This window comes from Paenibacillus tianjinensis (assembly GCF_017086365.1).
Lineage (GTDB): Bacteria > Bacillota > Bacilli > Paenibacillales > Paenibacillaceae > Paenibacillus_AQ > Paenibacillus_AQ tianjinensis.
Genome location: NZ_CP070969.1, coordinates 5,287,974 through 5,314,474 on the forward strand (window position 1 = coordinate 5,287,974; position 26,501 = coordinate 5,314,474).

Genomic DNA, 26,501 nt, shown 5'->3' on the forward strand with positions numbered 1-26,501 from the left:
CGCAAAGCCCGTATACGCTAAAAATTTAGTGTACAGTTTTAACTTTACGTACTTTACATAAAGAATACTCTGTTTTACGCCATATTCCGTTCCGCATGAATTCTTTACTTATCGATAAGGATTTGATTACAATACATTTGAGAGGTTTACAGTCTATCAGCCTATTCCTCAGGAGGGACATCATGAACGATTTAGAAGGGCTTCCGCCCGAGCAGATACAGCGAATCAGCAAGGCCCGCGAACGGGTGATTGATTCCATCGGCAAAAATATGGATTTGTACGGAATTACACTGTCCATCGGGCATTTATATGGATATATGTATTTTAATGAGGGCCCCGTAACGCTGGATGATTTAAGCCGCACCATGGGGATGAGCAAGACCTCTATGAGCACCGGCGTCCGTACGCTGCTTGATCTTAAGATGATTGACAAAGTGTGGGGAAAAGGAACGCGCAAGGATCTGTTCGAGGTCGTGCCTGACTGGCATCAGAATTTCAGCGATTATTTCTCCATTAAGTGGCGCAAAGCCGTGGAGGGCAATATGACTGCACTGGCAAAGTCACTGGCCGAAATCAAAGCGATGCAGACCGAATACGCGGAGGATGCGGAGGATGCGGAGGTGCTGCGGCTGCTGACGAATGATGAAGCCAAAATTGAGGAAGCCATCAAATACTACCGCTGGCTGCTGAAGCTGATCGAGGCGCTGGAAACCGGCAAAATTTTTGAACTTATTCCTAAGGAAACCTAATCGTATATCAAATAAATTCTTATATTTTCAAAAATGGCCGTGTCCCCATTTAAGGGGCCACGGCCATTTGTTGTTCCAGCAGCTATTATTATTTCCGCTTAAGGAATCTCTACGAGTGTTACGTTATCAATTACAATCTGATTGCCTGCTTTAACCGCTTGATTCGTTTCCGCGCTGTTGCCTGCGATAAGTCCCATGAGAAACACCAGATGCGCCAAGGAATCCGTTGCCCCATCCATAGTAAAGGTATAGCTGTATTCGCTCATTTCGTCCGTCAGCGCAACCTGCCGGGCTGGCAGATATTTGGTGTAATCCCCGCCTTTATGCTCTACAGCCACTTCGATCAGCCGGTCAATGTCGGAGCGGGCCTGAAACGTCAGCTTATACGTCTTGCCCTGTTCAAGCTTCAGCTCCGCGTAATCCACCTGTGCACTGTAATGGGCTCCGCCGGTTCCCGTCAGGCTGACAGCCAATTCCCCGTTCATGGCCTTGGCGGAGCCGGTTCCGTCGAAGTACTGCGTCCAGCCGGCCATCCCTTTTACTGTATCAAAGGTTCCGTTATCCAGTGTGCCGCTAGCCGGTTCCACAGGTGTACCGGTAGTTACCTCTCTAATGGCAATGTCATCCAAGGATAGCGTATGCGGCGTGCTGTTTGCCGTTTTATCGTCACCCGCGCTGCTGCCGATCAGAAGATTCAGCTTCAGCGGACTGCCGTCCGCCACTGTAAACTGTGCGCTATAGGTCGCCCAAGTGGCCGTAATGTCAAACCGCGCCTGTGCAGAAGCGGCAGAAGTTCCGCTGTATTCCACGATAATCTGCCGGGGTACCGTCGATTTGCCCTTGAAGCTCAGCTCATAGGTTTTGCCGGCTTGAAGCCGGATGCCTTCCTGGAAGAACTGGTTAGCCCAAGTCTGGCTGCCGGCGGCGCTGATCGCGATATTAGCCACACCCTCATCTACACTAAATGCAGCAGCCCCGCCCTCCCCGGACCATGTGGACCAGCCGGTGCGGCCGTTGCTAAACGACCCGTTAACCACCAGATTATTGTCATTCGCCAGAATGGCCTGCGTGACAGCCGCATTCACATAACCCCTGGCTTCCACTGTGACCGTGTAGTTGCCTTCAGCCGGGAAGGCTGCTGCGGGGATAGTGATGACGCCGGGCTGAATCGTGTATTGTCCTTCTGCTACTGCAGTGCCATTCACCTTGACCGCGCTAATCTTGCTGCGCCAGGCGGCATTGTCCATGAATGTCAGCTCAATCGGCTGCCCGACTCTGTTATTGGTACTGTCGCTCTGCAGCTCCTGCGGCTTAGCGGGAGCGTTCTTGATCTCAAACTTCACATTATCGATGGTGATGTCATGGGATCCGGAAATGCTGACACCATCCACCTTACCCATCAGAAATTTCAGCGACAGCGTATCCTTCACACCCTGGCGGAATTCGAACTTGTAATGGGCACCGTCCGGCGACACATCAATGATCCGGCTAAAAGAAGGCTTATAAGACGCATTCTCCGCGTTGACGCTGATCTTGCGGGCGACGCTGGATTTGGCATCGAACTCAATGATGTATTCCTCTCCGCCAGCCACCTTCAGCCCGTTCTGGAACAGCATGACCGAATAATTCTGGCTGCCGGTATTGGTAATGCTAAATTTAGCGGCCCCGTCCGTTACGGCTGCCGCGCTCTGTCCGCCCTGCTCGGTCAACAGGCGTTCCCAGCTGTTAAATCCAAAGCTGAAATCTCCATTGACCAGCGGATAATAGACCAGAGACGGATCAAAATAGGTGCTGGTGCGAAGCAGGATGAAATTGTCCAGACGTACGATGCCCGGCGCGCCGCCGAGGCGCACAACGAACTGTCCTTCATGATCCGTAGCTCCGGCAAGTCCCGGGAATTCGGCAGTGATGCTGTGCGCCCCCTCAGTAAGCTGCACCTCCTTCGAGGTATAGAGCGTTCCATCTTTGCCGAGCAGTTCTATTGTTGCTGTCCGCGCGGAAGTGACATCCGCGTCAAAGGTCAGCTTGTAATCCTGGCCCTGCACCAGATAAATGCCCTTCTGCAGCAGCCGTACATCCGCCCCTGCAGCACCGTTGCCCGTGATCTGCAGACGCAGCCGCCCTTCATCGTCAACGCTGCTGCTGACCTCTGCCCCGCCGGAAGCTGCGGTATGCCAGTAGCTCAGCCGGTCTGTCTCACCGAGGTCGAAGGTGCCGTTGTATAAGTGATTACCGCTGCCGAGCGGCGTCTTGGCGCTGTCATGTTCGAATGGAATGCTGTCGATCTCTTCTAACCGGGCATTGCCCAGCCACACCGGCGAGCTGTTCGTGCCCAGGTTGAATTCAACCCGTGCTGCAATATCGGAATTCTCCTTCATCTGGAACATCATTTCATAGTGACCCAATGTTCCGTTCAGCTCAGCCTTGAGTCCCGGCGAATACGCCTGATAGCCGCGGGATGCTCCGCCGGTCAGCCTCGCATTCATGCTCCGCGTGGCATCCGTCTTCGCATCAAAGCTGAGTTTGTAGAATCTTCCTTTAGCCAATGACACGATTGCCTGCGGCTGAATCGAATAGGAATTTCCGCCTGCGCTGCTGATGTTTACCTTGAGGAAATTCGCTCCGCCAAGCGGTTCGAGCGATACTGCTGCATCGGCTCCTGGTTCCTTGTACAGCACCCAGTGCGCTGTATTCGGAATACCCAACCCGGCATCGCCCTCCACCTGCTCCGTGAATCCATTGTTATGGATAAAGTTGCCGTCCGCCAGCGGAGCAAGTGAGCCCTCCAGATAAGGCTCCTTCGCAAGTGTTACCGGCACCGGCTCACGGTACGCTCTGCCTGTCAGCTCGTATACCCGTACATAATCGATTTCCATCGACTGCGGGAATACCGTCTCCTCTGTCGGATTGCCGTCAAAGTTGCCGCCTACAGCCAGATTCAGCAGGAGATGGAACTCCTGGTTGAACGGTGCCGGGTAGGCATTGTTAGCCGGCTGGCCGCTGCTGAGACTGTACCAGTCATTTTTGGTCGAGTAGAGCACACCGTCCACATACCAGCGGATTTCCCCTGGCTCCCATTCAATCGAATAGGTGTGGTACTGTCCGATGGTTCCGTTATCCGGGAATACGTATTCTTTGCCGGAGTACACATTATCCGGCCACTGGGATCCGTAATGAATGGTGCCGGCAACGGTGTTCGGACGGCTGCCCCAGCCTTCCATAATATCTATCTCGCCGGATGCGGCCCAGTTGCCGTACTCATAATTCTCCGGCAGCATCCAGATCGCCGGCCAGAAGCCCTTGCCGGTCGGAGCTTTCGCCCGGATCTCAAATTTGCCGTACTTCTTGCCGAACAGCCCGTTGGTCTTAATCCGCGAGGATGTATATTCCTTACCATTCTGCGCCTCTTTGCGTGCGGTAATAATGAGCTTGCCGTCCGCTTCTTTTACATTCTTCTCGTCATTTGTGTACCATTCCAGCTCATTGTTGCCCCAGCCGGGATTGCCGACAGCCGAACCGTCTCCAAGATCATAAGTCCACTTTGCCGGATCGATAACACCATCATTAAATTCATCATTCCACACCAGCGTCCATGGATCCGCCGCAGGTGTTGGCTTTGCTGTTGGTGTTGACGTTGGCGTTGGTGTAGGCGTGGTTGTTGGCGTTGGTGCAGCTGTTGGTGCAGCTGTTGGTGTAGCTGTTGGTGTTGGTGTTGGTGTTGGTGTTGCTGTTGCTGTCGGCGTCGCTGCCGGTGTTGGTGCATCCGTCGGGGCCGCTGTACCGCCGGAGCCGGAGGAGCTTCCGCTCACCGGAGACGGGCTGGAGGCTGGTGCAGCCACCTTCAGCTCACTGCTGCTGCCTTTAGTTAGCGCTCTACCTCCGCTTGTGACGCCCTCGGCATTATTCGTGACAGCACCGAAGCTGCCGCTGCCCAGCAGCGCTGTGCCCGCGGCATTCGCGGATATCAGCAGCTCTGCGACCCGGGCATTGCCGGCAAGCAGAACCTGGCTTGGGGTATTCAAAATCAGCTTACCCAGCTTGCCGGAGAGGCTTAGCGCTAAGCTGCCTGCTCGGTTATCCGCTGTACTGGCATTGCTGAACTCCCCCTTCAATGTCACCGCCTTGGCTCCTGGGCGGATTTCAACATCCGTAAATCCAGCCCCGGTCAGCTTCCCTTCCTCCAGTGTTGCCCCGGAGTCCAGCTGTACCGTTCCCACGGCTGTCCCGCCGCTGGCCTGAATGCGCACATTGCCGCCGGGTCTGGCCACCACTACCTTTCCAAGCTTGCTGTTATCCAGGCTTACGCTATGCTCTCCGCCTCCGCGAATGAAGGTTGTACCCGTGACCTGCACCCCTTGAAGCATGACGTTACCTTCGCCAATCCCTTCGGTAAGGTAAAGATTGCCTTCGATTACCGTGTCCTGCAAAAGAATATCAGTACTGTTCAGCACTACGTTGCCTTTTACTGTTCCCAAAGAAACCTCTCCCGCCGACGTAACGAGACCGGGAACCATCAGATCCACGATCCGGGCCAGCTCAGCGCGGCTGATCGCTCCACCCGGCTTAAATAAGCCCCCTGGATAGCCTTGTAAATAACCGGCTGCCGTAAGTGCCGTAATGGCATCGGTCAGCTCACTGCCGGCGCCTGCCAAATCCGTGTAAACCGCATCCGGTTTAGCGGCTTCCAGCCGGAAAATCTTCTGCAGCGCCACCGCTGCCTCCGCACGCGAGAGCATCGCAGAAGGATGAATCAGGTTAGCCGGGTCCGCGCTTAAATATCCTGCAGCTATGCCTTTGGCGATATCTTTGCTGAACCAGAGATGCCCTGCAGCATCGGCAGGAAGCACAGCTGCCTCGGCCCTGTAATTAAAGATCCGGTTCATAATGACAGCGAACTCCGCCTTCGTCACCTGGTTATTCGGACGAAAGGTGCCGTCTGCGTACCCTCCGATGATGCCAGTGTCACTCCAGCGCTGCACCGACCGGGCAGCCCAATGGTCTGCTTTCACATCGGTAAACGCTTTCATATTACTTGCTGCAACAGACTGCTGTAGATTTGACGCTGGCGCTGCAGTAACGGTCCCGCTGCCCACCGGCGTAAGCAGGCCGGTTACTAGGACCACGGCAGCAAGCGCCGCCGAAATATTCTTTTTCATCCAGTGTATTCCTCCTCAATTTACAGTAACGTTTACTCTTGTGAATATCGAAATCGGTTTCGATTTATCCGGCAAGAATTGTTTGACTTGTTTCGGGAAGTTGAATAGACTTAAATGTGATTATTTTTTGTACCGGACATAAGCTTAAAATTCATAAAATAACGGTATTATAGCAGTCTTTTAGTTATAGATCATTATTAAGCGGAGGGTGGACAAGCGTACCAATGAACATCAAAAAAATTGCCGAATTGGCCGGTGTTTCTGTTTCTACCGTTTCGAAAATCATGAATAATTACAGTGATGTTTCCGAAAAAACGAAACAACGGGTACTGGAGATTATCGAACAAACCGGATATTCTCCCTCTAACTCCGCTAAAACGCTGGCCACCAAAAAGTCCAATTTAATCGGTGTTATTTTTGCCGGTGAGCTTAACGTGGAAATTACGCATCCTTTTTTTGTGGAGGTGCTGAACTCCTTCAAGAAGCAGATGGGCGTGCTGGGTTACGACCTTATTTTTTTCTCCAACGAGAAGTTCATCAACGGCGGAGACTACTTATCCCGTTGCGTACATTTCCATGTGGACGGCTGTGTTATCATCTCAGGGGAAAAGATGGAGCCGGCCATCCGTGATCTGGATATGAGCAGTATTCCCTGCATCGGTGTCGACCTGGAGCTTAAGGGCAAAAAGTCGGGTTACGTGATGTCGGATAATTTTCAGATCGCCTCTAAGGTTGTGGAGCATTTCTATCTGCTGGGCTACAGGGAGCTGGGCTTCATCGGCAGCACAGGCGACTCGGATATCTCCAATCAGCGGGAAGCGGGGTACATCAAGGCGATCGAAAGTTTCGGCCTGACGCTGAATCCCAATTGGTTCGCGCATGGCGATGATTTCTTCGAGTCTAGCGGCTACGCGGCGATGCAGCGTCTGCTTGAGAGCGGCAGTCTGCCCCGGGCCATTTTTGCCGCATCTGATTTATTGGCCCTCGGGGCGATCCGCGCCCTGAAGGAGCATGGACTCAGCATTCCTGAGGATGTTGCCGTAATTGGCTGTGATGATATCGAAGCCTGCAAATATACCAGCCCTACGCTGACCACGATCCGCCAGAACAAGGAACGCCTTGGGTTGCTTGCCGCCCACATGCTGTTTGACCTCATCAACAACCAGTCAGAAGGCGGCTCATTTGTCGTCGAACCGGCCCTGATCATTCGTGAATCCTGCGGCAGCGGTTTGAAGCGCTGAATACGAAATCCGGCGGCGTTATCCTCTAAGACTCAGCTTACGAACCCCGGCTTTTAGGCAATTCCGAATTTAATTGCACTTTTTACAGTAGGAACAGGCCATAAAGCTGCCCGCAGCGATTCTATTGTACTCTGTACAGTTAAAATGGTCTGAATCGCTCCAAACACCCTTTTTCCACAAATTCAGTTGTACGGAATGCAATTAAACCCGGTTTCCAGCCCCAACTGAGCGATTCTACTGCACAAAATGCAATTACAACGAATACGGCCTTGAACTCTTCCAGATATTACTCCAAGTTCTTCCAAGCAGACTGCCATGTAAACCATTAAATGAACTCTGCAGATGGCTCACCTGAGATTCCAACGCTCTGATTAAGAAAACTCATTATGAACAGGCGTTAAGCTATCCCCCCTCACCGAAAACGTTTTCGATAATATAATCTCTCATTTGAAGTTAGCCTTCAAGGCACGGTTTTTCTGATTTAAGGGTCCATTTTTCGGATATGAGGGAGGGAGAACCCCAATTCAGCCTCTCCCCCGCAGCAGCTTACGCAGCTCTATAAAACAGCAGGCGGCATAACCTGCTCATCCAGACTGAGTTCAACCAGCAGACCGGCTTGTGCCAGACCGGCACCGAAGCCGTAGAGCAGTGCACGCTGGCCGCTCTGCACCTTGCCTTCGCGGATACCGAGGTCCAGCGCAAGCGGAATACTGGCGGCAGAGGTATTGCCGAAGTATTCAAGGCTGTACAGCGCCTGTTCAAAAGGATACGCCAAGCGTTCACAAATCGGCTCGATCATCCGCAGATTGGCGCTGTGCGGGATGAACCAGTCCACCTGCGCAAGCGTTGCTCCGGCGTTGTCCAGTACCTGCCGCACCCCTTGCGGAACCGTACGCACCGCCCATTTGAACACCTCCCGGCCGTTCTGCACCAGCTTCCCGGTATCCGATAGCGCTATGCCGTTAACCCTACTTGCCAGTCCCGTGCGGTAGACATGATGCGCCCCGCCGCCGGCACTGTTGAGATGGAATCCCAGAAAACGGTCCTGCTGCTCATCCGCCTCCACAAGCACTGCTCCGGCCCCATCCCCAAACAGGATGCAGGTACTGCGGTCACTATAGTCCGTAATTTTGGACAGCGCATCAGCTCCGAGCACAAGCACCTTACGGTGCAGACCGGATGCTACATATGCATGGGCAGTATGCAGCGCATAGACAAAGCCGGCACAGGCCGCGCTCATATCAACCGCTCCGGCAGTCAGCGGTATGCCGAGACGGTGCTGGATGATGGAGGCTACCGAGGGAAAGGAAAAATCAGCTGTGCTCGTAGCCACGATAACCATGTCCACATCCGCGGCAGTTTTTCCGTAACGTGTAAGCAAATCCCGGACAGCAGCAACGCATAAATCACTGGTATATTCATCCTCACGGCTTATTCTGCGTTCACGGATACCCGTCCGCTGTACAATCCACTCATCATTCGTCTCCACCATTTGCTCCAAATCGCTGTTAGACAACCTGCGGGCAGGGACATAGGTTCCGATGGCTGTAATTTTCGCACCCTTCATTTTTCACTCACCTCATATAGTTTATAGTATCTGGTATTAGTACTTGGTACTAAGTATATCCGGACGCACAGTAAATTGCAAAAAAAGAATACTGGAAAGCCGACAAAAAAGTGCCATGACCTCAAGTGAAGCCACGGCTCCGCATAAATTACTTATGATGCTAATGCTTGCTAAATAGCAAACCTATTTACGTGTTGCCCTTCAGGTGTTATCCTTCAAGTGTTCGCCGGCATAACTTCAACCTGCTCGACCAGCATTTCCGGCTTGGCGGTGTTTCTGGATACACAGCTGATGACCTGAACATTCTCACCATTCTCGACATAAAAAGCAGGAACTTCATGGTTCTCGACCGTCACCTGCTGAAACTGGACATCACGCACATTCCCCAGTAAAAATCCGCAGTTATTCATATTTATGATACCTGTCATCATATCCGGTTGGCCGGGAACCGCATTCGTTAATGGAAGAATTTTGGCGTGTGTTAGGAAGGCAACAAATATTTACGGACTCAGATGACTCTAATTACGGGATTCCGGACACAGACGCGGCGTAGCGGACTCCAGCGCCGTTATTTGCTATGGATTTGTCCAAATCAGCGCTTTTCAGCTTACTTAACTGCATCTGTGTCCGTAAGGGCGCCAAAACGCGGAAAAATCAGGAATTAGCGTCTCCTGTGTCCGTTAGCAGCAGCCACAGCCTAAAAAAGCAGTGCCCCTCCTGATCCCAGGAGAGGCACTGCTCTGTTTTATTCCGGAGCTAAGGGTCAGCTTCTACTTAGCCTAGATGCATAGTCGTTACGCAAGTATCATTCTTCTCAAATGTAGAAATGTCAGACTCGGCTTTTTTTCCATTTTGTTCAATGGTAATGTGATACGTCTTATCCCGCTGGAGCCACAGATCGATAAATCCGTTAGGCTGGGATTTCACCGTCTCGTTGTCCATTACCGGATTGCCTTCGGTGTCTTGAACGGATATGTTAAACTCTTGTTCCACCATCTCGCCCTGACACCCAGTTAAGCTATGGGTTGCGCATGGATGTGTCTGATTGATGTAGGGTGCAATGGAGACAAAAAACTCATCGTCCGGCAAGCTATAAGTAGCCGACTTGCCACCGCTCTCTTTGACGATCAGCTGGGTTGATGAAATGGAAGCCGATTCAGCGGTGATACTGCGGCTGCTGTAATCGTGCACCAGCTGTTTAAGGGTTTGCGTATCCGCCGGGCTTGGGCCTGCACTTTCCGGGGCGTTATTTTCTGCATACAGGTATGTTCCTAAGCCAATGACTACGGCAAATCCGGCAGTCAGCAAGACTTGTTTTCTCATAGAATGTCATCCTCCAGTCTCTCTACTATTATTATAGTCTAAGCACCAGTGCTGCAAACAAGACGAATCTATGACAATATGCCTTCCTACTGCACACTCCCCGCTCTAGTCTCCGCCTCAGCGTACTCCTGCATGATCAGACTGCCGCCGCTGGATTTCCATTTTTCCACTTCCTTCTTAAAATCTGCAGCATTGATATTGCCGATAATATAATTGTAAGTCGCATCCCCAATGATCGTTGAGAGCTGACATAGATACAATAATTCACAGAACTTCATCCGTTCCGTAAGCAGGAAGGCATGACGCCGGGCCAATACCGTGACAACACAAGTTCCCGGCCCAAAGCGGTACCGGATGATTACTGAGTAAGGGAGTTACGCGATTTTCTGAATCTGATGAACCAAAGAACACCCGCCGCGATAATCAAAATGAGACCTCCGCCTGCGATCAGAATATTCTTCATATCCGGTACATAAACCACCAGGCGGAGCGGCTCGGAATCTGCCAGCGTTATGCGCCATGTTAAGGTGTTTCCCTCTTGGGAGACTGCATTATTCGCTCCATATAAGTCATAAGGCAGCGTTATTTTAAAATTTAAAGCCAGGCTCTGCATCAGCAGCCTTGCCAGTGATTTCGGCATATTCAGTGTTCCAATGCCGTCTATGATCTGATCCGAATACGCATTCAGCTTCGGCCTGGCCACGATATCATATTTGGTGTACAGCCATTTGTCCGCTGTAACGACCTTCGTATCTACAATATCGAGACTCCCGGCATTCTCCTGCATATCCTCGAAGGAATCATACGACTTCAGGAATTCATATTTGGTGGATTTCCCGCTTTGGCTCTTGTTCAGTTGAATCCCTGCGGCAGTAAGTCTTGTCGTGAGCACTTCCTCCAGCTTGCCGCCAACCATGGATTCCGCCCGGTCATCCAGTATAATGCTGAACGCCAGATCTAGACTTCCGTCCTTCTTCACAGTCATATGCGCCGTTCCGCTGGCGCAGCCGGCCAGGAGAAAGAGCATCGAAGCAATAAGTGCGATAAAGCAAAGTTTCTTCCCCTTCAATCTCATTCCTCCCCATTCTTCTTTTCTCTATTCATTATACATAATACAAAAGACCGCAAGCAGCCGGCCAGCCGGACGCCCGCGGTCTTTGTGCTTACCAGCGGTTATTTTTTCAAATGATAGGGCACTGTAGTAATAATTACATTTCTGCGGTACAGCAGATGGGCGCGGATCAGCAGGCTGGACTGGTTATGGAGAATGTTATGCCAGCCCTTCTTGGGAATGAACTGCGGCACAATTACTGTGACCTGGTAGTCGGACTCACTCGCCTTGCGCTGAACCGTATCGATAAACTTGGTCAGCGGATGGATGATGCTGCGGTAAGGCGAATACAGCGTCACCAGCCTGATTTCGGGGTGGAATTTCTTCCACTTCTCTTCAAATATATTCTCATCATCCCGTTCAAACGGGACATGCACAGCGATGATCTGATCGGCAGACAAGGATTGCGCATAGCGCAGCGAGTTCTCCACCACATGGGTAATCCCGGCAACTGGCAGGATGATAATATTGCCTTCAATCGCCATAGGCTCTTCTTCACAGGTTGAAATCCGCAGCTGGTCAGCCACTGCCTCGTAATGCTTGCGGATCCGGTAAAAGAGCAGGATGATCAGCGGCAGGAAGACCAGCACCGGCCATACCTGCGGGAACTTGGTCAGGAAGAACATGATTGTAACGATGAAGCTGATCAATGCGCCGGTCGTGTTAATAATCAGCTTGCTGACCCAGCCTTCCGGCTTCTGGCGGATCCATTTAATCATCATGCCGGTCTGGGACAGCGTAAAGGGAATGAAGACCCCCACCGCATAGAGCGGAATCAGATGCTCCGTGCGTCCCTCGAAGGCGATGATCAGAATTATGGAGAGGATTCCAAGGCTGAGTATACCGTTCGAATACCCTAGCCGGTCACCGCGGACTGTGAACATTCTCGGGATAAATTTATCCTTGGCCAGATTGACCGCCAGCAGCGGAAATGCGGAATATCCCGTATTCGCCGCCAGGATCAGAATCAGAGCCGTGGTCCCTTGGACAAAGAAATACATGAAGTTCCGCCCAAAGACCTGTTCAGCAATCTCAGAAACGACGGTAACTTTTTCATTCGGCGTTACGCCATAGTAATATGCCAAGAGCACAATTCCTGAAAATAACAAAGCCAGCAGTACACCCATCGCTGCGAGCGTTTTGGCCGCGTTATTCGGCGCCGGTGCCTTGAAGTTGGGAATGGCGTTGGAAATTGCTTCGACCCCGGTCAGGGCCGAGCTCCCCGACGAGAACGCTTTTAGCAGCAGAAACAGGCTGATCCCTGCTACCGGTGTGCCTATAGGGGTATGAAGATCTGCCGGTACGTCTCCGGACATAATCCGCAGCAGCCCCAATCCGAGCATTACTAAGATTGCAAGTATAAACAGATACACCGGATAGGCCAGGAATGATGCGGACTCCGTGACCCCCCGTAAATTCAGGGTCGTTATCAGCAGTACAAATAGGACGGCGATAATTACATTGTAGGAATGCAGGCTGGGAAAAGCGGAAGTAATTGCATCTGTACCCGCAGATACACTCACGGCAACTGTTAATATATAGTCCACGAGCAGTGAGCCGCCGGCCACCAGGCCGGGATATTTGCCCAGGTTCTCTTTGGACACAACGTAAGCTCCCCCTCCATGAGGGTAAGCAAAAATAATTTGCCGGTAAGATAAAATCAGGGCCGTCAGCAGTATAAGTACTCCAATAGCTATAGGAATTGAATACCAGAACGCTGCCGTGCTGAGCGTAATCAGAACCAGCAGAATCTGCTCAGGACCATAAGCAACAGAAGATAATGCATCTGATGATAGAATGGCTAGCGCTTTGGTTTTGTTTAATTTCTGGTCGCCCAATTGATCTGATTTCAGCGGCCGTCCAATCAGGAATCTTTTTACCGAAATCATCATCTGCCTCACCCGACTTTTTTTAAAGTTATATTACCCCGAAAAGTATTGATTAAATTCAATCCATAATATACATTTCACCAGGCGATTGCGCAACAGATTTAATTCGGAGCAACTTAAAGCCAGTCCTCGGCAAGCAGCTGTTTCAGCAGCTGCACCTGCTCCGCCCCGATCCGCGCTGCTATTTCCCGCTCAATCCCCTGCTTGATCTCCAGCATCCTCCGGCACACTTCGATTCCTTTTGACGTCAGTACGATATATTTATCACGGCTGTTCCCCTCCACCTGAACGGTCTCTACATAACCCTCGTCCAGCAGCACATTGATCGATTTTTGTGCTCCCTGGCGGGAAATACTGATTTGCCGGCTGATTTCCGAGATAGACAGTCTGCCGTGCAGCTCCAGCTTCGCCAGAATATGTGTTTCAGTATGATTCAGCGGATCACCGCTCCGTACGGTTACCTGTTCCCGCAAAACCTTATGTTTTTCACTAACCAGGTCAATCAGATTTAAATCGCGGATATACTCCTTCATATAAAGCCCTCCAGTAATGGGATGCAGATTCAGTTTGAAGGAATGTCTTCATTTATGTCAACTTGGTTGACAATATTTCATCCTCCTGATACTATAAGTGAAGCTTGAAAACTTAACCTTAAGGGAGTTTGAACAATGGGTAAAAATAAAAAAGAAGCACTGATTTTCACCAGTATAATGTGCTTCTTAATGGTCGTCGGAATGAGCTTTTATAACGTAATTCTATTCAATGGTGCAACTAATAAAGTATTTCTTGAAGTTGCCGCCGGCCTGCTGCCGGCACTGATTGTCGCCTTATTCCTGGACATTGTGGTCATCAGCAAAATTGCCAAGGGTCTGGCCTTCAAGCTGGTAAAGCCCTCCGATCCGATGATCAAAAAAGTGCTGGCCATTTCCGTCTTCATGGTTTGCGGTATGGTTATCTGCATGTCCCTATATGGCACACTAGCACACTACGGATTCGGAGACAACTTCCTCCGTCACTATCTGTCCATCCTCGGACTTAATTTCATCTGTGCCCTGCCGCTGCAGCTGCTGGTGGTCGGACCATTAACCCGCTTCCTGTTCACAAGAATTTTCCCGGTGAACGCTGCGGTGCACGGCGCATAAGCATTGCTTGATCCTGCAGATTCCTGGGTAATAATGGATACAATCTGCCAGGAAAGGATGTTGTGCTGTGCTTACCAAAAAGGATGGTATCTCGCTCTTCGTTCTAGTCGCAGCTCTTGTACTCATTAATATCTTCGGCTCATCCCTGGATTCGCTGATGTGGGACAAATTCACTTTACTCGTGAATTGTTTTCTGGCCCAAGGTGTGTTCATCACGCTGTTGAATCTGTTCAGGCCAAGTGTTAACCGCAGACCGTCCATCGGTCTGATCCTGCTGTCACTGCTTACCGGGCTCATCGCTCTCGTTATTATTATCGCTTCCGAAATGAGCCTGCTGAATCAGATTTTACTTATTTTTCTCCAGGCCATGGTTACCTACGCCGAATCACTGCTGCTGCGTAAGGAGCTAAAGGGGGAGAATGGTCGGCAGATTTAAGCTCTATATCCATCACACAAACAAACAGTCCCGTGTGCATTAGCTCTGCACCGGGACTGTTTGTCGTAAATCCTTCTGCTGTAATGAATTCATATTGAAACTTCGGAGAGATTTTAGAAATCCAGATACCACTTCTGAGCGTCGGCACCGGGTTGAATGGCAGCCAGGGTCAGGCTTAGTCCATCCTCAGAGACAGCCAGCGCCAGATGATTATGAACAGAGAGGATGGCCGCTGAGCCGTCCATATTCTTTTGGATGATCCAGCGCTGATTGTTGTAACCTAAGTAGGAATAGAGCTGGATTACGTTCTGCTCCGTGTTCAGATCAAGGGCCTGGCCGGAAGCCGTGCGGATGGAGTAAGAGCCTGCTTCATCGCCCGTCGGCACGAACGTCCACTTTTGATCTGACGTTTCATGTGTATCGCTGACCGTGACGGGTTCACCATTTACCTGGTTAGCCGTATACAGGGATTTCCGGAATACTTCGTTTACCACGCTTGAGGTCATCAGGTTTGCCGGAACCGCTCCGCTTACATTTACGTTCTGAAATGAAGCAGATCCCCCGAATACATGCAGTCCAAAATGGCCTGCCGCAAAGGTTCCGTCTTGGACATCCATGATTCGCTCCCCTCCCAGGTATACTGCAATATGAGGCCCGTCCGCTTGTATCTTTAAACTATACGTACGGTCCGGAAGAATAAAGGCTGGAACCTTCGCCAGCACCTGCCGTTCTTCAAAACGCCCGTCAATTTTATAGAACAGACGGACCGATTTCATATTCGGGTCCAGATTGAGGTAATAACCGCTGCGCCCGTCCGGGCTTGCCCGGAACAGGAGGGAGCCCGCTCCTCCGGCCGTGCCGAGCTTCATCTCAGCTTCATAAGTGAAATCCCCCGCCTGCTCCCCGGCAACATATTTGGCGTCGCCGGAGTAACTTCCGCGGATGCCATCTTCACTGTCCAGCCAGGAAGACATGGACAAATCCTTGATCCAGCTGCTAAGATTTGTGCGGAACTCCCCGCCGGAGACTTGCACATAAACACTTGCAGATGCTTTTCCATTGGGGGTGGATACCGAAATGACGGCCGTCCCAGCTTTTACTGCCTCAATCACCGCCTGGGAATGGTCTGCCACCTTTATGTTGACGGCTTCCGGATTGCTGGACTTCCATTTCAGCGGCTCTGTACCGTTTCCGGGTCCATTTTCTACAATCGCTTGCAGCGTGTCACTATGCCCAATACCTAATTCACGGTCACGGGTATCCATGACAATCCGGGTGGAGAGATCCGTCTCAGCATTCCACACCGACCTTAGTTTATTGACTTTCAAGGAGACCATCTTCACATTGCCGCCCTTGGTATAGAAGCTCATCCCCCGACTGGCCGGGTCCGGAAATATGACGTCCGAGAACACGGACTTCCCGCCATTCACAAACACCTCAACCGAGGATTCATCCACCAGTATACGCAGCCTGATCCGGCCGTTCTCCGTTAACGCCTGCGTTTCATGTCTGGTACTGAACAGGCTGGAGAAATCGGTTATCCCGGAAAGGGAACGGTCCACAAACACCGTGCTTACGCCCGGCTTGTAGCCCACAACCGTCTTCTGGGCAGCACCAACACTCTCACGCAAGTTAAATCCGAATTCTGATACACTGCTGCCGGCGGGAATCTCCACCGCTGCTTCGATTTCGTAGGCACCGGAAGTCAGGCCTTTCAGCAAGTTTGGCGAAGAAGGACTAACATCCTTGTTAGATGCCGAATAAAGGGCGCTGCGCAGCGATTCCAGTTCTTTGACCGGACTCTGGGCAAGCCGGATACCCTCGTTCGTCTTAACCAGGGTCACTTCTCTCGGGACCGTCAATTCCCCCTTCCAGCCCAAGGTCGGGAAGGCGAACGGATAATCCCAATTCGACATCCAGGCCAGCATCACTCTGCGTCCATCCTGCATGTCAGAGAAGGTCATGGAGGCATAGAACTCTTTGCCAAAATCAGTTCTCAGCACAGTTCCAGCCGGATTATCGTTCACGAACTTCCCTTCAGCCGTAAAACTCCCCACAAAATATTCCGCATCCGAACCGCCTGTTGCCGGATTCGCTCCTGTACTGATCATTAGCACCCATTTTTTCTCTGTAGTCCCCTGTACCGTAAGCGGGAACAGGTCGGGACATTCCCACACACCGCCACGGACATATTTGCCGTAACCCCAGTTGTCAGTCAGCGTCCAATCAAGCAAATTCGTTGAGCTAAAAAAACGGATATGATCGCCGCCTGACACAACCATAATCCAGCGGTTATTCACCTCATCACGCACTACCTTGGGATCACGGAAATCCCAGCCTCCAGGGTCCTCTCCGCTTCTTCCGGGGTTCTCAATAACAATAGGACGATCCTTGGCATATTCCCACGTGCGCCCCTGATCCTTGCTGTAAGCCAGACCAATCCGCTGGTTGCCGTTAAAGGCATCCGGATTGAAGGAAGTATAGTAGGCGAGAAGCCCCTGGCCGCCCGAATCCGCGAACAGGCCTGAGGCATTACTCAAATCCGCTACAGCAGATCCGGACCAGACATGCCCGTAATCATTCCAGGGAAGGGCGATAGGAAGGCGCTTCCAACTTAGCATATCTTTGCTGACGGCATGCGCCCATGTCCCCCCATCCTGATGGAAGAGATGATATTCCCCGGCAAAATAGACCAGGCCGTTCGGATCACTCACAGAACCGCGCATCGGTGTGTAATGATACTGCGGCCGGTATTTTTCATTATTATAGCTGACCGCATCAGTCACATAAGTATTCTGGAAATAAGCGGTCCCGCTGTTTACCACAAGTCCTGCGTTGCCGCTTGTGTACATACTATCCGAAACATCAATGGCCGCCGGAGTATATCCATCTACAAAAATCTGAATCCTTTCCCCCTTCGCATGTACCTCTACCGCATGCTTTGCCCCCGCCCGGCTTGGATAAGTACGTGCTGAGCTTGCGATGACCGTTCCGTTCGCTTTGGTTAAACGGACGCTAATTTGATTCGCCTCCCTCACAAGAGAAGCTTCATAACCGCTTAATCCGTCAGCAGAGGACCGGAAGGCAAGGCCTGCAGTCCCATCGTCAGAAAATGATATCTGCCCCTCGTACACCAGATCATCAGCCGGCTTGTTATAGATCAGCAGTGCCTTGCTCTGATTGGCAGAGATCCCTTTTTTACCGCCTAGATCAGGCTGCCATTGACCTGTACTCGCCAGCACTGTCCCCAGGTTCCCCTGCAGATCGCTTACGGTGATATTCTGGAACAACGCAGCCCCATTCCAGACATGGAGTCCGAGCTGCCCGGAGCGATATGCCTCGTCCTCAATATCCATCACAGGCTTGTATTGATTTCCCCAATATACCTTAAGTGAGGAGCCCTCTGCCTTCACCTTAAGATGATAGATTTCACCCTGGACCAAGGGAATCTGGCGCTCCTCTTTTAGCCTGCCTTCCCCGCCGCCAGCGTCCCGTAAACGGATCATGCCGGCCTGAGGTATGATTTGCAGCATGTAAGCCCGCTGCCCATCCCTACTTGAACGGAAGAGCAGCGTAGCATCAGGTTGCCCCTCCTTAATCATTACGTCAGCTTCATAGATAAAATCATCCGCAGTGGTCTGCGATAACGCCAGCACATTTTCCTGCGGGTCCGATGTCAGCAGAAGCCCTTCCGCTGTGTTCTCCATCCGGCCTTTTCCGGCTACATGCCATCCCGTCAGGTTGCTGTTTAAATTGGTAGCGGTTTCAGAAATAGATATCCCCTCCTTTGTCTCTTTGGCGAACGTCTCATCTGCAGCCAGGGCCCAGTCTGTCTCACGATTAACTGTAATCATCGAAGTCACCAAGATTCCCGCAGTGAGCAGGATGTTTAATGTTAACTTTGCTTTCCGGTTCATCCATTCCCCTCTTTTCCTGGATATGATAAGTCCCCTTTTGAAGGTAAGGCCGGCTGGTTACGTATTCATAACCGCCGGCCTTGCTTGCTGTTTATATAATAGAAGCTGGATTGCTCAATGCAGTAAGTCCCAAGGCCAGAGCGCCGCATAATCCCGCCTGCTGGCCGAGACCCGGTGGAACAATGTATTCCTCCATGTGATCCAGAATAGTATTAGAACTGACATACCCGTTCAGGTTCCGGCGTACGGCCTCCCGGATCAGGGGAAACAGCTGCGGCTGCTGCATCACACCGCCGCCCAAAATAATTTTCTGTGGAGAGAGCAGTAAAACAGCATCCGTTAAAGCCCCTGCAATATAGAAGGCCTCCATTTCCCATGCCTTGTGATCCGCCGGAAGCTCATGACCCTTTTTCCCCCATCTGGCTTCAATCGCTGGACCCGCCGCCATTCCTTCGAGACAGTCCCCGTGATATGGACAGATACCGGCAAAATGATCTTCCGGATGGCGCCTTGTCAGCACATGCCCGCCCTCAGGATGTACAAGACCATGGACTAACCGGCCTTCTGCATATACCCCGACACCAATACCCGTACCTACTGTAATGTACAAGCAATTGGACATACCCTGAGCAGCCCCCCATTTGACCTCGCCATATACAGCTGCGTTAACATCCGTATCCCAGCCGAAGGGAACAGGGAAAACTTGCTTTAGAGTCCCGAGCAGATTATAATTCGCCCATCCCGGCTTAGGTGTTGTCGTAACGTAACCGTAGGTGGGACTATCCGGGCGGATATCAATCGGACCAAATGATCCGATGCCGATCGCTTCTACCCCTTTGTCTTGAAAATATTCAATTACTTGGGGCATCGTCTGATCCGGATGTCCGGTCGGGAAGCTGATCTGATCCTCAATCCGCCCGCTTTCATCACCAATCCCGCAGACAAATTTCGTTCCGCCAGCCTCAATCGCTCCTATACGCATGAAAGTTTCTCCTCCCGGTTACTGCTTGCTGCCGTCTGCAGCAGATGAGGACAGCTTATAGATATCCAGCGAAAGGAATACATCCTCTTCATGTTCTGCAAAAGCAGCAAGACCAGCGGATTCAGGCTCAGGGAAAATCAGATCCGTAAGGACTGCCTGCCCCCCGCCCGCGAACACCTCAACTGAGGTACGATCCACATAAATACACAGATCATAGGCAACATTTGTTGCCGCAAGCTTTGCAGAATGCAGCCCCGGGAACAACTCATGGAAGTCACTCTTCCCGGAAGCTGTGCGGTCTATATACAGCTCTTCCGTTTTCGCGTTTATCCCGGCAACGGTCTGCTGCTTGGCCCCTGCTTTTACCCAAAAACCGGCAGACGTACCAGGTGTGAGCTTCGCCTCAATAACGTAAGCATCCAGCTGAAGGCTGGCACAAGCCACATTGATCTCTTGTGCAGAAACATTTGTAAGGGACAAGACCGGGATACGCGCTGCTTCCAGCTCTTTAGCAGGCTTCTGAATGAGTGTCGCTTCCCCGTTTCTCGTTTCCAGCGTAAGCTCACGGGGAATGGTCATCGCTCCGCGGAATCCTTCCGTCGGTGTCTGCTGAGCATACATCCAATTGCTCATCCAGCCGATGAACAGGCGTCTTCCGGCTTCCTCGGGAAGATCCGACCAGCTCACTCCGGCATAATTATCCCTGCCGTAATCCACCCAGCGGATGCTCCGGGATGCTTCGTCAGGAGTGAATACCGCTCCGTCGAAGTCACCTGTGAAATACTGTGTTCTTGAGCCTTCCTCAAAGGCCGGATCAGCGCCGATGCTCACGAGCATCACCCATTTGGTGTTATCCTTATCTCCATCTACAGCGAGCGGGAACAGATCCGGGCACTCCCATACCCCGTCATGTGAACCGATGCCTATGCCGAATTCGCTGGCAAACGTCCAGTGAATCAGATCAGGCGAATGATACAGGCACACCGTCTGGCCGCAAGCCACGATCATCACCCACCGGCTCTGCTGTTTATCCCAGAACACCTTGGGATCACGGAAATCAATGAAGGTATCATGGGTCAGCACCGGATTCCCGGCGTATTTAATCCACGTTCTGCCGTTATCCTTGCTGTACGCAATACTTTGGTACTGTACCGGAGGTTTTCCTTCCGGCCTATTCAGGTGGTGTGTGAAGATTGCAACCAGCCCAGGCTTATCTTCAAAAAATCCCGTTGTATTCTTCCAGTCAACAACGGCACTGCCCGAGAAGATCATGCCCAGTTCATCCGGCACCAGCGCAACCGGCAGCTCCTCCCAAGCCACCAGATCCCTGCTCACCGCATGGCCCCAGTGCATCTCCCCCATAGTCATCCCATCCGGGTGATGCTGGAAGAACAGATGGTATTCGCCCTCGAAATATACCAGCCCGTTCGGATCATTCATCCAATTTTGCTGAGGTGAAAAATGATAGACACCTCGGTAGTTTTGTTTGGTTATCGCTGACATTATGATTTCTCCTTTTCTCCTGGATAGATTGAACCGGGAAGTTTTGAGCAAAGGTCAGTTGCAACTGCGGGGATGATTGGACTTCCGGCCGCTGCCCTTAGGTAGATTTCTTGATTTATACCGCTGTTATATAGAATGAACTTATGATTTTCATTTTTGGGGAATGGTGTGACTACAGAGAATGTTTGGACTTCCGGCCGCTGTTGTGTCCAGATTTCTTGAATTTGACCGCTCATTGCGGTTGAAATCCGGACACAAAGGCGGACGCTAACGCTCCTACAGTTCCAAAAATCCCCTTCCATCACTTTCCCCTAAATTAATATTTCCGAGTTCATTCTCCTTAGCGGTTGAAATCCGAAGACAGCCCATCCTTCCGATGCCGGCTTTCAGTTCCAAACTTCCCCTCCGCTGCTTCACTCCCTTTCCTCAAGACTTCAGTTCAATCTAAAAATATTTTTATATTTATATTATTTTTGCGTTGCTCTGTCGTAGCCGCTCTGTTTGATCTTCAGCCATTCCTGCAGTCCCAGGCGGTCCAGCTCCTTGAGATAGTCATTCCACTCGGCATCGATTTTGCCGTTCTGATACCATTCGGTACGCATTCTGAGCACATAAGCGAACAAGTCGGTTTCAATGGTCGTCAGGCGGTCCAGCTCGTCAATGGAATGGAATACGCTTGGCATAACGTTCTCTGCCTTCATTTTTGGAGCCATGATGTTCTTGATGATATCCATTCTGCCCTTGGCATCATCCGGCATGGTTGTGTATTTATTATAGTAGGAATCCAGAATTGCCAGCGGTCCGCCGATGCTTGTTTTCTCGCGCAACTCAACAGGGGCCGTGCCTTCCAGCGGCAAATGCTTCAGCATGCCCTTGGCTTCATCAAATTCGAAGATGTTCTGCTGGGTATCATCCCCGTAGGTTCCCCAGTTGTTCTGTACGGACTGGATTGGGTCATACAGCTGATCCACCCACTTCGCCGTGGTTTCCAGGTTTTTATTCGCGCTGGTCACGACCATTTTGCCGCGTCCAAGACCGAGACCGTTTGTACGTGTAACGTTGATTTCACCGTCCGGCCCAGCCAGCGGCGGCATAACTTCATAAGCATCGTTAGCTCCGGAGATGTTCGCTTTATCCCAGGAGAAATAGAGGCCGTACTTCTGATCCTTGCCCTTGGCCAGGTAAGTACTCCAGTCCTGGGTATACGCTTCGATATCAATGAGTCCTTCTGTATACAGCTCATGGATAAACGACACCGCTTTTTTATAATCTTCCTGCGCAGCCGTAAAAATCACCTTGCCGTCATTGCTTACGACCGCATGGTCAGGGTTCTCACCGAGTCCGAACGAACCAAACAGGAAGGCAAGATCCTCCGCTCCCGGCTTATTAATGAAGGACAGAGGGATTTCATCAGCCTGACCGTTGCCGTTCGGATCCTTTGTCTTAAAGGCAATCAGCACCTGCTTCAATTCTTCCGTCGTTGTCGGCATCTTGAGGCCCAGCTTCTTCAGCCATTCCACGTTGATCCAAGGCATGCTGTCCACCGCCTGGATTCTTTCTTTGCCGTTCCCCAGCTCTTCGATCCAAGGGAAGGCATAAATGTTGCCGTCAGGCGCCGTGATCATGCTTTTGTACTCCGGAGCTTCTTCCAGCACTTTTTTAAAGTTAGGCATATTCTGCTCGATCAGATCATTCAGCGGAATGATCGTGCCGTCCTTGGCAAGCTTCAGCAGCTCATAGTCACTGTAGTCGGCATTAAAAATCGCATCCGGAAGATCGCCGCTGGCAACGGCCAGATTTCTTTTTTCCACAAACACATCTCTGGTGAAGTTTTTCCAGTTGATATGCACATTCGTTTTTTCTTCGAGCCGTTTATTGATCAGCTTGTCATTCGGGTCGGACGGGGCCAGCGGGGAGCTTTGGGTAATGAAGTTCAAGGTTACTTTCCCGTCTGGATCCTGTTTTTCACTGGCAGCGTTTCCTCCCCCGTTCCCGCCTCCGCATGCGGCAAGGAACATGAAGGAAGCAAGGACTGAGGCAGAAGCTGCTTTTGACAATACTTTTGACCGTTTTGATCTTTTCATCGGATATGACCTCCAAAGTAATAATGAATGAAAGAACCTTATCTATGTGCAGTCCGCTTCCTATTTGATGGAGCCGACCATGACACCTTTCTCAAAGTACTTCTGGAAAAACGGATACATAATGATCAGCGGCAGGCTGGAGACAACGATCGCGGCATATTTGATGATTTCAGACAAACGTTTCATTTCCGCTGCAGCCAGCTGATCACTGATCATGCCGGGGTCTACCTGATTCTGGATCAGGATGGAGCGCAGAACGAGCTGCAGCGGGTGAAGGTTCGGATTATCGAGATAGATCATGGCATCAAAGTACGAATTCCACTGGCCGACAAAAGCATACAGCGCAAGTACAAAGATGATCGGTTTAGAGAGCGGCAATACGATGCTGAAAAAAATCCTCATCTCCGAGGCCCCGTCTACATTGGACGCCTCCTTTAGCTCGTTCGGCACACCTTTGAAGAAGGTTCTGGACAAAATAATATTCCATACATTGACGGCCCCCGGGATAATTACAGCCCATACGGTATCCAGCAGTCCCAGATTCTTAACCAGCAGGTAAGTCGGGACAAGCCCGCCGCCAAAGAACATCGTGAACAGGAACAGGGTCATGAAAAAACCTTTCCCCTTCATCCGGTCATCTGACAGGGCATACCCGGCACAGACAGAGACCATCACGGTCAGAACAGCAAAAGCAGAAGCATAAAAAACAGCGTTTGCAAATCCCCGCAGCATCGCCGGATTGGTCAGGATCATCTTATAGCCTTCAGTGGACCAGTCGGAAATCTTGAACGACAGCCCTTGGCTGAGCAGGACCGACGGGTCCATGAAGGAGGCGATCACCACATAAATGAGCGGAAGAATCACAATCAGTACGGCCAGTGTTAAAAAGGCGGCGTTCAATGCGAGCATAAAACGGTCCAGCCGCGAATGTTTTACAAACATGACTTGTTGCTCCTTTCTTTAGTAAAGACCTTCGCCCTCATTCAGCTTCTTCACTGTGAAGTTCACCGTGAGGAGCAGGATGACATTGATGATTGAATTGAACAGCCCTACTGCAGCTGAGTAGGCATAATCGCCTGACTGCAGGCCGATTTTGTAAACATAGGTCGGGATAATCTCCGAGGTCGGCAGGTTCGTGGCCGTCTGCATCAGATAAGCCTTTTCAAATCCGATTGACATGATACCGCCCGCGGCTAGGATAAATACAATGGCCATAATCGGCCGGATGGTCGGAAGATCGATATGACGGATTCTTTGCAGAAGGTTCGCGCCGTCCAGGTTTGCTGCATTATGTAACTCCGGGTCCACATTGGCCAGCGCCGCCACATAGATGATGGAGGCCCAGCCCGCACCCGTCCATATATCAGACAGAATATAAATCCAGCGGAAGTACTCCGGCCGCGACATAAACATTACCGGTTCGCCTGTTATCCAGCTAAACAGCTGGTTAATCGGTCCTGTCGGGGATAAGAAGATGAACAGCATACCCACTACGACAACGACAGATATGAAGTTAGGGGCATACAGGAACAGCTGGATGTTCTTTTTCACTCCGGCCCGGCGGACCTGATTGAGCATCAGTGCAAGCAGAATAGGAACAGGGAAGCTCAGAATCAGACCGAAAAAACTCAATTTAAGCGTATTCATAAAAATAACTTCGAAGTTCGGGGAAGACAGGAATTTCTCGAAGTTGTATAGCCCCACCCATTCACTGCCCAGGATGCCTTTGATCGGGCTGAAATCCTTAAAGGCGATAATCGCACCATACATAGGACCGTATTTAAAAATCAGGGTAAGGATCAGCGCTGGTGACAGCATTAAATACAGGAAATAATGCTTTTTGAAATATTCCATCAGGGAACTCTTCTGCCTAGCCGCCACTTTTCTGTGATTCACTTCTATTGAGTTATGCAATGACTTTACCTCCATTCTTTACATGGTTTATAGTTCACCGCTTCAGGAACGCCATTAAAAAGGCTTACATTTTGGCGCATATGCCCTCTGGTTCTTTTACAATTTAACAAAGACCGTTGGATCAGTCAATACATTTTGTAAAAATAAATTTGTTCATTTGACTATTAATTCACTCGTAAATGTCTTGATAAACTTGTCAAAACTCATAAAAACCTTATTCATAGTACAAAAAGGCCCTTATTTCAACCTAATACACTCATAATGACTGCTATTCAAGAAAGTACTAGCAAACATTAACAATAAATAATGTAAACTAAAATGTGCATTTGTAAAATTGAGATTGCTATTTTGAGAAAACTATTATACATTTAAGGGAGTAAAACGAAGAGAATCAATACTATTGAGGTGAACCTACATATATGGCACGGGGAAAAGTAACGATACAGGATATCGCCGATGCGTTGGGGATTTCCAGAAACACGGCCTCCAAAGCTTTGAACGGAACCGAAGGCCTGCCTGAAGAAACCCGAAACAAAGTCATCAAGAAGGCGATTGAGTTAAAGTATAAACAATTTTCTTTGATGGAACCGGAAACGGTCCTGCCAAAGAGCTCCCGGAATATCGCTTTATTAACAGAAAATCTGCCGAACACCTCCCACTTTGGATCGACGTTAATCAGCGGCCTGGAGAAGCGGATCAGTGCTGAGGGGTATAATCTATCCATTCACATCATCCGGGAGATTGACCAGAAATCGCTGTCCCTTCCGAATAATTTCGATGTCGCTAATGTGGACGGGATCATCTGTATCGAGCTGTTTAATTTGGCTTACAGCAATCTGATTACAAGTCTTGGAATTCCGACGATCTTCATCGACTGCTCTGCACATGTCTGCTACCCGGATTTCAGTGCGGATGTCCTATTAATGGAGAACGAACACAGTACGTATCAGCTTACCAAAAAGTTGATTGATGGCGGTTACACGAGCTTGGGGTTCATCGGGGATTATAATCATTGCCGGAGCTTTAATGAGCGGTGGGTAGGGTTTAACCGCGCACTGACCGAGGCCGGAATACGGCTGGACCGCAACCAGTGTATTTTAGATGAGGATGATCTTTTCTTCTCCAGCCCCGGGTGGGCGGATGAGAAGTTGAACGGCATCGCTGAGCTCCCGTCCGCTTTTGTATGCGCAAACGATTATATCGCTGTAAACATTATGAAATCTCTGAAAAATCTGAATCATTCCATTCCCGGTGATATTGTCGTTTGCGGATTTGATAATGGTCCGGAATCGAGAATTATTGAGCCGCACCTGACCACCGTTCATATCTACAGCAATGAAATGGGTGTGAAAGCTGCCGAAATGCTGCTGTCCCGGATCAATACTCCAGAACAGCCTTATCAGGTCTCTCATATCTATACGAAACCGGTCTACAGAGCATCAACACCGGACATTAAGTAAGAGCTGCAATGGATGAGAGCCTGCTTT

General features: G+C 50.6%; 19 protein-coding genes and 1 pseudogene. 5 read left to right on the plus strand and 15 right to left on the minus strand.

Features of this window, described 5'->3' with window-relative positions:
• Positions 1–182: 182 nt before the first annotated feature.
• Positions 183–749: a GbsR/MarR family transcriptional regulator gene (locus tag JRJ22_RS24520; protein WP_206101927.1), complete on the plus strand. Its 567-nt coding sequence runs from the start codon at positions 183–185 to the stop codon at positions 747–749.
• 98 nt (positions 750–847) lie between these two features.
• Here the strand turns inward: JRJ22_RS24520 and JRJ22_RS24525 are convergent, their stop codons facing one another.
• Positions 848–5,905, minus strand: coding sequence for a carbohydrate binding domain-containing protein (locus JRJ22_RS24525; RefSeq protein WP_206101928.1), 5,058 nt, complete (start codon positions 5,903–5,905; stop codon positions 848–850).
• 224 nt (positions 5,906–6,129) lie between these two features.
• Between JRJ22_RS24525 and JRJ22_RS24530 the strand changes: the two genes are divergently transcribed.
• Positions 6,130–7,146, plus strand: a complete 1,017-nt coding sequence (locus tag JRJ22_RS24530) for a LacI family DNA-binding transcriptional regulator (RefSeq protein ID WP_206101929.1) — start codon at positions 6,130–6,132, stop codon at positions 7,144–7,146.
• Positions 7,147–7,702: 556 nt separating this feature from the next.
• Here JRJ22_RS24530 and JRJ22_RS24535 read toward each other — a convergent pair.
• The 7 genes and pseudogenes from JRJ22_RS24535 to JRJ22_RS24565 form a co-directional block, all read right to left on the minus strand.
• Entirely contained in the window at positions 7,703–8,713 is a 1,011-nt protein-coding gene (locus JRJ22_RS24535; protein WP_206101930.1) for a ketoacyl-ACP synthase III, read from the minus strand.
• Between the two features lie 215 nt (positions 8,714–8,928).
• Positions 8,929–9,168, minus strand: a pseudogene (locus JRJ22_RS24540) (glycoside hydrolase family 28 protein); the annotation flags it as partial.
• A gap of 319 nt (positions 9,169–9,487) precedes the next feature.
• On the minus strand, positions 9,488–10,036 hold the full coding sequence (locus tag JRJ22_RS24545; protein ID WP_206101931.1) for a CueP family metal-binding protein: 549 nt from the start codon (positions 10,034–10,036) through the stop codon (positions 9,488–9,490).
• 86 nt (positions 10,037–10,122) lie between these two features.
• Positions 10,123–10,350: a hypothetical protein gene (locus JRJ22_RS24550; protein WP_206101932.1), complete on the minus strand. Its 228-nt coding sequence runs from the start codon at positions 10,348–10,350 to the stop codon at positions 10,123–10,125.
• A gap of 44 nt (positions 10,351–10,394) precedes the next feature.
• Positions 10,395–11,105, minus strand: coding sequence for a hypothetical protein (locus JRJ22_RS24555; RefSeq protein WP_206101933.1), 711 nt, complete (start codon positions 11,103–11,105; stop codon positions 10,395–10,397).
• A 104-nt stretch (positions 11,106–11,209) separates the two neighbouring features.
• The gene (locus JRJ22_RS24560; protein WP_206101934.1) at positions 11,210–13,039 is read right to left on the minus strand and encodes an APC family permease; all 1,830 of its coding nucleotides are present in this window, start codon (positions 13,037–13,039) and stop codon (positions 11,210–11,212) included.
• Positions 13,040–13,152: 113 nt separating this feature from the next.
• The gene (locus tag JRJ22_RS24565; RefSeq protein ID WP_206101935.1) at positions 13,153–13,569 is read right to left on the minus strand and encodes a MarR family winged helix-turn-helix transcriptional regulator; all 417 of its coding nucleotides are present in this window, start codon (positions 13,567–13,569) and stop codon (positions 13,153–13,155) included.
• A 135-nt stretch (positions 13,570–13,704) separates the two neighbouring features.
• On the opposite strand from JRJ22_RS24565, the gene JRJ22_RS24570 reads away from it, so the two are divergent.
• Entirely contained in the window at positions 13,705–14,178 is a 474-nt protein-coding gene (locus JRJ22_RS24570; RefSeq protein ID WP_206101936.1) for a DUF2798 domain-containing protein, read from the plus strand.
• 67 nt (positions 14,179–14,245) lie between these two features.
• Entirely contained in the window at positions 14,246–14,614 is a 369-nt protein-coding gene (locus JRJ22_RS24575; protein ID WP_206101937.1) for a hypothetical protein, read from the plus strand.
• 113 nt (positions 14,615–14,727) lie between these two features.
• On the opposite strand, the gene JRJ22_RS24580 is transcribed toward JRJ22_RS24575, so the two are convergent.
• The 7 genes from JRJ22_RS24580 to JRJ22_RS24610 all read right to left on the minus strand — a co-directional run bounded on the left by JRJ22_RS24580 (position 14,728) and on the right by JRJ22_RS24610 (position 24,954).
• The gene (locus JRJ22_RS24580) at positions 14,728–18,531 is read right to left on the minus strand and encodes a GH32 C-terminal domain-containing protein (protein ID WP_206101938.1); all 3,804 of its coding nucleotides are present in this window, start codon (positions 18,529–18,531) and stop codon (positions 14,728–14,730) included.
• 91 nt (positions 18,532–18,622) lie between these two features.
• Positions 18,623–19,513, minus strand: coding sequence for an ROK family protein (locus JRJ22_RS24585; protein WP_206101939.1), 891 nt, complete (start codon positions 19,511–19,513; stop codon positions 18,623–18,625).
• An 18-nt stretch (positions 19,514–19,531) separates the two neighbouring features.
• Positions 19,532–21,016 carry a glycoside hydrolase family 32 protein gene (locus JRJ22_RS24590; protein ID WP_206101940.1) on the minus strand — a complete coding sequence of 495 codons (1,485 nt, stop codon included), beginning with the start codon at positions 21,014–21,016 and terminating at the stop codon, positions 19,532–19,534.
• Positions 21,016–21,252: a hypothetical protein gene (locus tag JRJ22_RS24595; protein ID WP_206101941.1), complete on the minus strand. Its 237-nt coding sequence runs from the start codon at positions 21,250–21,252 to the stop codon at positions 21,016–21,018. The genes JRJ22_RS24590 and JRJ22_RS24595 overlap by 1 nt, the downstream gene beginning before the upstream one ends.
• Before the next feature lie 231 nt (positions 21,253–21,483).
• Positions 21,484–23,100: an ABC transporter substrate-binding protein gene (locus JRJ22_RS24600; RefSeq protein WP_206101942.1), complete on the minus strand. Its 1,617-nt coding sequence runs from the start codon at positions 23,098–23,100 to the stop codon at positions 21,484–21,486.
• Positions 23,101–23,160: 60 nt separating this feature from the next.
• Positions 23,161–24,042, minus strand: a complete 882-nt coding sequence (locus JRJ22_RS24605) for a carbohydrate ABC transporter permease (protein WP_206101943.1) — start codon at positions 24,040–24,042, stop codon at positions 23,161–23,163.
• 18 nt (positions 24,043–24,060) lie between these two features.
• The gene (locus JRJ22_RS24610) at positions 24,061–24,954 is read right to left on the minus strand and encodes an ABC transporter permease (RefSeq protein WP_232381218.1); all 894 of its coding nucleotides are present in this window, start codon (positions 24,952–24,954) and stop codon (positions 24,061–24,063) included.
• Between the two features lie 479 nt (positions 24,955–25,433).
• Here JRJ22_RS24610 and JRJ22_RS24615 point away from each other — a divergent pair, with 479 nt between their 5' ends.
• Positions 25,434–26,474 (plus strand): LacI family DNA-binding transcriptional regulator, encoded by a 1,041-nt coding sequence (locus tag JRJ22_RS24615; protein WP_206101945.1) that lies wholly within the window; start codon positions 25,434–25,436, stop codon positions 26,472–26,474.
• The last annotated feature ends 27 nt before the right edge of the window (positions 26,475–26,501 follow it).